Origin of the sequence: Odoribacter sp. N54.MGS-14, assembly GCF_000980295.1 — a bacterium.
GTDB classification, from domain to species: domain Bacteria; phylum Bacteroidota; class Bacteroidia; order Bacteroidales; family Marinifilaceae; genus Odoribacter; species Odoribacter splanchnicus.
On record NZ_LARL01000102.1, the window covers coordinates 1 to 7,469 of the forward strand.

Sequence of the window (7,469 nt, forward strand, 5' to 3'; positions counted from 1 at the left end):
TCCTCACGCAACAAAGCATTCAACAAGGTACTCTTTCCTACATTCGTATTGCCGACAATAGCTACAGGTACCCCATTTTTAATCACATTTCCCAAAGAAAAAGATCTACACAAGCGGGTCAGTAATTCATCGATATTTCCGGCAATACGTCTCAATTCCGAACGATCGGCAAATTCAACATCTTCCTCTGAAAAATCCAGCTCCAACTCAAGCAAGGAAGTAATATGTAACAATTCGGCCCGCAATTTCATCAATTCAGCTGAAAAGCCACCTTTCATTTGCTTCAGAGCCATCCGATGCGATGCAGCCGAAGAAGAGGCGATCAAGTCTGCAACCGCTTCTGCCTGCGACAAATCCATTTTTCCGTTCAGGAAAGCCCGTTGCGTAAATTCGCCGGGAGTAGCCAGCCGGGCCCCCTGATTCACCAACAGCTGCAATAAACGCTGTTGGATATACAAGGAGCCATGACAAGCGATTTCTACAGACTCCTCCCCTGTGAATGAATGAGGTGCATGAAAAATAGTCACCAGGACTTCATCCAACAAACAACCTTCTTCAAGGATCCTGCCGAAATGCACTGTATTCGCTTTCGCGCCGGTCAGTTTTTTCCCGGATGGAGACTCGAAAATCCGGTCGGTAAGAGCGATACAACCCGTCCCGGACATTCTCAAAACTGCGATAGCTCCGATTCCGGGAGCCGTCGATACAGCGCAAATTACCTCAGAAGTTTCCATGATAGCCAGAATTTATCGTTTTATAAAATCAATTTTATCATTTTTTTAGAAGCGTCATTCCCAATATGGCATAAAATATGCAAAACCTTTCCTAACAGCTATTTCTGACAAAAGTACTCTTTTTTACTGACATGACAGAAACGAAGTTTTATACTTTTTTAAATACAGGTTGAAAACTATTGGAGAAATTAACACGTATATGAGGGAAATTAATAAACGGTGATATATGATAACAATCTGAATAACCGGATATAATATAAAACAACTAAATAAAAACGACCTATTATGAAACGAGTATTATTTTTATTGCTGGTATCTGTATTTATGCTGCCCGCTTTCCATAGCGAAGCACAGGTACAAGGAACACAAACTCCGACTCATTATCAGGAGCTAACCAAACAACAACAACGACAAGTGAAGCGGGATCTTCGCAAGAAAGCCCGTGAGGTTGCTAACCAACAAGCTTTCAACGCTGCTGTAGATGCTTTGAAAGACCGGAATTGGGTATTAATGGCCAGTACACTTTATGGCCCCAGAGGTTCAGCTATACCTGTATCCGACAATACCAACTTCATCCAATTTAAAGGCAATACCGTGTATGTACAGTTAGCTTTCAACGGCATTGCTGGTCCGAACGGTCTTGGTGGAATCACCGTACAGGGTACTCCTTCACAAATCACCACCAATACGGATAAACATGGAAATATCACTTATTCCTTCTATGTGAACGGAATCGCTTTAACCGCCCAGGTTGTGGTCAATCTGAGTGCAGGCAGTAACTATGCCAATGCAACGGTTTACCCGATGATGAACGGTAATAACCTGACTTTCTCCGGAACTCTTGTTCCCACCTCACAATCCGGAATCTTCAGAAGTGGATTCATCAGTTATTGACCGGAAGTTTATAAATTACGGCTTTATACTTAAAGCCGGTAAAATAAAAGGCGCCTTGCGGGGCGCCTTTTTACGATCGTTGTTAATCTAATTATTTTGCCTTTTCCAATTCGACAGTAAAGTGGCGCATGATCGGAAATTCTTTCGTAATTACATAACCACGGGTAATGGATTCGCGGCGATCATATACATTTTTCAGTGCAGCAGCTATTACATCCATATGATTATTGGTATAAGTACGGCGCGGAATAGCCAGCCTTAATAATTCCAGGCGGGGATAACGGTTTTCGCGGGTTACCGGATCCCGGTCGGCCAATATCGAACCGATCTCCACACCACGGATTCCGGCTTCAAGATACAACTCTACTCCCAACGTCTGAGCGATAAATTCTTCTTTAGGTACATGAGTAAGTACTTTCTTGGCATCCACAAAAATCGCATGTCCACCGGCAGGACGCTGATAAGGTATTCCGTATTCATCCAATTTCGCCCCCAAATATTCCACCTGTTTAATCCGGGTTTCGAGGTATTCGAATTCAGTACCTTCATCCAATCCCTGTGCCAAAGCATTCATATCCCGGCCCGACATTCCGCCATAGGTAATAAACCCCTCGTTCATGATACAGAACATCTGGCATTTTTTCCACAACTCTTCGCTTTTGAATGCTACAAATCCACCCATATTCACAATCGCATCTTTTTTCGAAGACATGGTCATGATATCGGCATAAGAGAACATTTCTTTTACAATCTCTTTGATGGATTTGTTTTCATACCCTTTTTCCCTTGTTTTAATGAAATAAGCATTCTCTGCAAAACGGGCAGAATCGATCTGCAGGTTCACTCCGTACTTTTTACAAAGGGCAGATACTTCCCGAATATTCTGCATAGATACGGGCTGACCTCCGGCGGTATTATTCGTAACGGTCAATACGACTGCAGGGATCTTTTCTTTGGGATATTTTTTCAATACTTCCTCCAGCTTGGTAGGATCCATGTTGCCTTTAAACGGAATTTCCAACTGCGTATCAGCTGCTTCGTCGATAGTACAATCGATAGCCAAAGCTTTCCGGAATTCAATATGTCCTTTCGTAGTATCGAAATGGGAATTGCCCGGCAACACATCTCCTTCTTTGATAATGGTAGAATATAAAACATTCTCCGCAGCACGTCCCTGGTGAGTCGGTAAGAAATAATCGAATCCCAGAATTTCCTTGATAGCATTCTTCATCTTATAATAAGAACGGGCTCCGGCATAGCTTTCATCTCCCAACATCAGCTCAGCCCATTGTTTATCGCTCATAGCCCCGGTACCCGAATCGGTCAGCAGATCAATGAATACCTGGTCGCTTTTCAGGTTAAAAAGATTGTATTTAGCCTCTTTAATCCATTGTTCACGTTCTTCACGTGTACTTTTACGGATGGTTTCCACCATCTTAATCCGAAATGATTCTGAAAATGGTAATTCCATAACAATATAAATTAAGTTTTAAACAAAAAATAACAAAACAAAACCGGAAAGTTATCTATAACTCTTTACAGACATCCTCACCTCAGGACCTTTTAAACAGAAAATATAGAACAACAAGAATAAATGAGTTTCAGAAATTAAACTCATCGCGCTTTTTAATATTCAGAAAAAGCCGGTTTAAAGGCAATATGTTTCCACTGCGTTGCATACGATTGCAAAAATATAAAATAATTTAGAAATGACAAGTTTTGAACAAAAAAGATACTACAACTTTCACCGAACCACTAAAAAAATTATTGACCACACTATTCATATACCGTTCCATATAATCCTCCCGATTGACCAAAGGATAATATTAATAAGTCTTACCGATATTCCAAAGGATTTGTATGATTTGCAATTCTGCCTTCGTTAATTCCTCCATTTTATTCATTATTCACTCATTTTTAGTTATCCCATCCAAGTATCGTTACACAAACGCACAACTATAAAAATAATTATACAACTACTTCAATAGTTATTTTCAAAACAGCCGATAAGAAATTTTTAAAAACAAGCTATATCTTTTATATTTGCAAAAAATAAAGACGATGAACATCACCACTTACTTTTTGATTCCCCTTGTCTTATTTGTTATTTTACTGTATCCCTTGGTCAGGAAGGCTGTTGCTTTACTAGAAATTCTGGTAAATAAACAGGTACAGCAAACTACTCAGGAAAAGCAAGCGAATACGTCGTCTACTTCACAAACGCTATTTAATCTGAAATTATTAGCTTATGAAAGGATTATTCTATTTATTGAAAGAATAAAGCCGGATTCGTTTATCCCCCGTACCCTTTCTCCCTCTCTTCCTTATCAGGAATATCAATTATTACTGATCAACGAAATTCGGAAAGAATTTGAATATAATCTTTCCCAGCAGCTTTATTTAAGCGAAAATGCCTGGGAGGTCACGGTCAATTTCAAGGATAATATCATTACGCTGATCAATAGTGCAGCCACCTCCTGTCCTCCCCAAGCAACAGCCAGCGATCTGGCCCGAAAAATTTTAGAGCATTATATTTCGTCGGACCTGAAAGGAGATCAGATTTCAAAAATCGTCAAGGCAGAAATACAATAAAAGTGATAAAACTAGAGGCTAAAGGCTAGAGGCTAGAGGCTAGAAGCTAAAGACTAGAGGCTATGACGCAAAGTTAAAATTATTTTTTCAGCTTTTAGCCTATAGCATTTAGCTTTATTGCTTTCAGCCTTTCCTACTTTTTCCGTCTTCCCTCTTTGGTTCGGTCTTTACGTACTTTCTGGGGCGTTTTACTATTTTTGGCTGATTTGGCATGGAAAGCTCCACCACCTTTCGGTTTACCTTTTTGATAGACAATATTCGAAGTCTGTACTTTTTCGTCGTCAAGTAAGACATCTGAGATCACCAGATTTTCCGGTAAGGCAGCCCATTCGACCTGCTGCCCGATCAGCTTTTCGATTTCTTCGAATTTCGGCTCTTCTTTTTCTGTCACGAAGCTGATAGCCGTTCCTTCCTTTCCGGCACGGGCAGTACGTCCGATGCGGTGGATATACTCCTCAGGAATAGAAGGTATATCGAAATTGATGACATGGCTGACATCCTGCACATCGATTCCACGTGCCGCAACATCTGAAGAAACCATGATCCGAGTCTTTCCTTCTTTAAATGCTTTCAAAGCATTTAATCGGGAATTCTGGGCCTTATTCGAATGCAGTACACTCAGTTCCCCCTTCCAGTGGTCGCCCAGTCTCTCCACAATCCGATCGGCATTTTTCTTTGTTTCGGTAAATATCATGACCCTGCGAAATTCTTCTTTATCCGTGAGAAGTAACTTCAATAAGTTGATTTTAGTCTGAATATTAGGAAGATCATAGCGCAGCTGGGTAACCAATTCTACCGGAGTCGTCGGGTTACCTGTCTCTATCCGGACCGGTTCCGGAGCCAAAAATTCTGCTGCCAATTCAGCAATTGTAGTTGAAAAGGTCGCGGAAAACAGTAAAGTCTGATGCTTCTCGGGTACTACCTCAAGAATACTTCTGAGCTGAGGCATAAACCCCATATCCATCAATCGGTCAGCCTCATCGACAACCACAGTCTTAATCTGAGGGGTACGGATAATGCCATTCATATAAATATCCATAAAACGTCCCGGAGTCGTTACCAACAAATCGACTCCCTCGTATACCGCAGCTTGCTGTGTCCGGATATTCGTTCCTCCGTAAATGCCGACACAACGGATATCCATATACTCCGTCAGCAACTCTACACTCTCACATACCTGCACCACTAACTCACGGGTAGGTACAATCACTAATGCACGTGGGTAATTTCCCTGCGCATAATGAAGTTTCATCAGCAAAGGAATCAGATAAGCCAAAGTTTTACCGGTCCCCGTCTGGGCTATTCCAATCACATCCTTTCCGGAACGAATGACAGGGAAAGCCCGTTCCTGAATCGGTGTCGGTTGTTCAAATCCGGCATCTTCCAAAGCCATCAAGATCTGTTTGCTAATATTCAATTCATTAAAAGTCATGTATACAATGCATTAGAAATTCAATTCATCGGTCGGATAAGATCCGACCGATCCTGTTTTTTCTCTACAAAAGTACAAAAAGTTATCCGGTAAGGAAACAATTTTCACAGACATTCTGAGTATTACAGAAATACACTTAATATCAATAGATTACACAAATAATTGATTTTATTAATTTTTTTATGTGAAATTCGCAAACGTTTTACTTGTTTATTCAGAGATTTAGTCCTATATTTATTCCACTGATAAACCATAAAACTTTTGAGATATGACTACAATGATTACCTTCAATGAGTTGAGACAAATCAAAGACATGTTGCCCTCAGGGAGTATGCAAAAAATTGCGGACGAACTGGGACTCGACGTAGAAACAGTACGTAATTATTTTGGTGGAGACCATTATGATGAGGGCAAGGCTGTCGGTTTACATATTGAGCAAGGTCCGAATGGGGGCATAGTAAAATTAGACGATACTACGATCCTGGAAAAAGCCAAAGAAATGCTTGAATGTTAAATAAAAGAGCATTTTGTATTCTTTTAAAAGTCAGCACATATACCTCCGGCAGATAAATACATACGATAGTCTATCGTTTTGAAGATATCAATATCTCTACCCCATCGGTATCCAGACCCGCATTTGAAATAATTAAAGTGGGGAAAATGCAGGTAAAAAGAAAAGCGCAGAAAAGCACAGCAATCCAACTATATTTCAAGCATTTACAATTAGATTAAATTTTAATCTCGGTTAATCAAATTGCAAAATATTCAGCAGATGTGGGGAAAATGTGGGGAAAATATCTATATTTGTATCAGAATAGAAACTTAACCCGTACGCCCATGAAAGTAACCTTTATCATTAAAAAAGCAGCCAAGCGATATGATACAGAATCAATGGCTACAATCTATGTACGCTTTAGAAACGGTAGGCAATTAGACTCCGTTGCTCCTACCCAGTTGGCTATCAATCCTAACCTATGGGATGATAAAGATGAATGTGTAAAAACAAAAGCAGTCTGCAATGAAGAGATGCGTACTCATATAAACGAAGAGATACGCCATTTGAAAACCTATATAGAAAAGGTGTATCAACAGGAAAAGGAAACCATAAACAAAGAGTGGCTAAAAATAACACTTGATAAATTCTACCATCCAGAAAAATACTTCATGCCAGAGCAAGTGGTTATCAAACCTACCACCGGAGAACTATTCGATGAATTTCTAAACAAGCACCCTTTATCAGAAGTGCGAAAGAAAAATTTCCGAGTTGTCAAAAGAGCCCTACTGCGTTATGAACTCTATGTAAGGGAAACAAAGAGAGGACAAAAAGACTTTGTCCTCGATGTGGATTTGGTAACACCAGACACACTTCGGGATATGTGGGATTTCTTTCAGAACGAATACCAATACTATGAACTTTATCCGAGTATTTATGAAACCATCCCCGAAAAGAGAACACCACAACCAAGAAGCAAGAATACACTGATTGACTGTTTTTCAAGGATACGCACGTTCTTCCTATGGTGCTTCGACAACAAGCATACCACAAACAGACCTTTCGACAAATTTCCGATAGAAGAATGTACATACGGTACACCTTATTATATAACACTTGAAGAAAGGGACAGAATTTTCAATGCCGACCTATCAGCCACTCCGCAACTGGCAATACAGAGGGATATATTTATATTCCAAACACTGATAGGCTGTCGAGTGAGCGACCTATACCGTATGACCAAACTAAATGTGGTTAATGAAGCCATAGAATACATTCCCAAGAAAACAAAAGAAGGGAATCCGGTCACGGTACGTGTCCCTCT

Annotated in this window: 8 protein-coding genes; 4 read left to right on the top strand and 4 right to left on the bottom strand. The window is 40.2% G+C overall.

The window, feature by feature from the left end; translation table 11 throughout:
• Positions 1-734: tRNA modification GTPase (locus tag WS42_RS13815; RefSeq protein ID WP_046451277.1), on the bottom strand; the 734-nt coding region annotated here is incomplete at its 3' end.
• A 285-nt stretch (positions 735-1,019) separates the two neighbouring features.
• On the opposite strand from WS42_RS13815, the gene WS42_RS13820 reads away from it, so the two are divergent.
• Positions 1,020-1,628, top strand: a complete 609-nt coding sequence (locus WS42_RS13820; protein WP_013612046.1) for a DUF4251 domain-containing protein — start codon at positions 1,020-1,022, stop codon at positions 1,626-1,628.
• Positions 1,629-1,719: 91 nt separating this feature from the next.
• On the opposite strand, the gene tnaA is transcribed toward WS42_RS13820, so the two are convergent.
• Entirely contained in the window at positions 1,720-3,099 is a 1,380-nt protein-coding gene (gene tnaA, locus WS42_RS13825) for a tryptophanase TnaA (protein WP_022159279.1), read from the bottom strand.
• A 232-nt stretch (positions 3,100-3,331) separates the two neighbouring features.
• Positions 3,332-3,445, bottom strand: coding sequence for a hypothetical protein (locus WS42_RS15690; RefSeq protein ID WP_228026163.1), 114 nt, complete (start codon positions 3,443-3,445; stop codon positions 3,332-3,334).
• A 244-nt stretch (positions 3,446-3,689) separates the two neighbouring features.
• On the opposite strand from WS42_RS15690, the gene WS42_RS13830 reads away from it, so the two are divergent.
• Complete coding sequence (locus WS42_RS13830; protein WP_087394764.1) at positions 3,690-4,220, top strand: DUF7935 family protein; 531 nt, start codon at positions 3,690-3,692, stop codon at positions 4,218-4,220.
• A gap of 133 nt (positions 4,221-4,353) precedes the next feature.
• On the opposite strand, the gene WS42_RS13835 is transcribed toward WS42_RS13830, so the two are convergent.
• On the bottom strand, positions 4,354-5,652 hold the full coding sequence (locus WS42_RS13835) for a DEAD/DEAH box helicase (protein WP_022159277.1): 1,299 nt from the start codon (positions 5,650-5,652) through the stop codon (positions 4,354-4,356).
• A 268-nt stretch (positions 5,653-5,920) separates the two neighbouring features.
• Here WS42_RS13835 and WS42_RS13840 point away from each other — a divergent pair, with 268 nt between their 5' ends.
• Both WS42_RS13840 and WS42_RS13845 read left to right on the top strand, forming a co-directional pair.
• Entirely contained in the window at positions 5,921-6,166 is a 246-nt protein-coding gene (locus WS42_RS13840; protein WP_013612051.1) for a coregulated in stationary phase A, read from the top strand.
• A gap of 323 nt (positions 6,167-6,489) precedes the next feature.
• A partial coding sequence (locus tag WS42_RS13845; RefSeq protein ID WP_046451278.1) for a recombinase occupies positions 6,490-7,469 on the top strand: 980 nt, incomplete at its 3' end.

Excerpts from the sequence above, each read along its gene's own strand:
- WS42_RS13820 (WP_013612046.1), top strand. The coding sequence starts at position 1,020 with ATGAAACGAGTATTATTTTTATTGCTGGTATCTGTATTTATGCTGCCC.
- tnaA (WP_022159279.1), bottom strand. The coding sequence starts at position 3,099 with ATGGAATTACCATTTTCAGAATCATTTCGGATTAAGATGGTGGAAACC.
- WS42_RS13830 (WP_087394764.1), top strand. The coding sequence starts at position 3,690 with ATGAACATCACCACTTACTTTTTGATTCCCCTTGTCTTATTTGTTATT.
- WS42_RS13835 (WP_022159277.1), bottom strand. The coding sequence starts at position 5,652 with ATGACTTTTAATGAATTGAATATTAGCAAACAGATCTTGATGGCTTTG.
- WS42_RS13840 (WP_013612051.1), top strand. The coding sequence starts at position 5,921 with ATGACTACAATGATTACCTTCAATGAGTTGAGACAAATCAAAGACATG.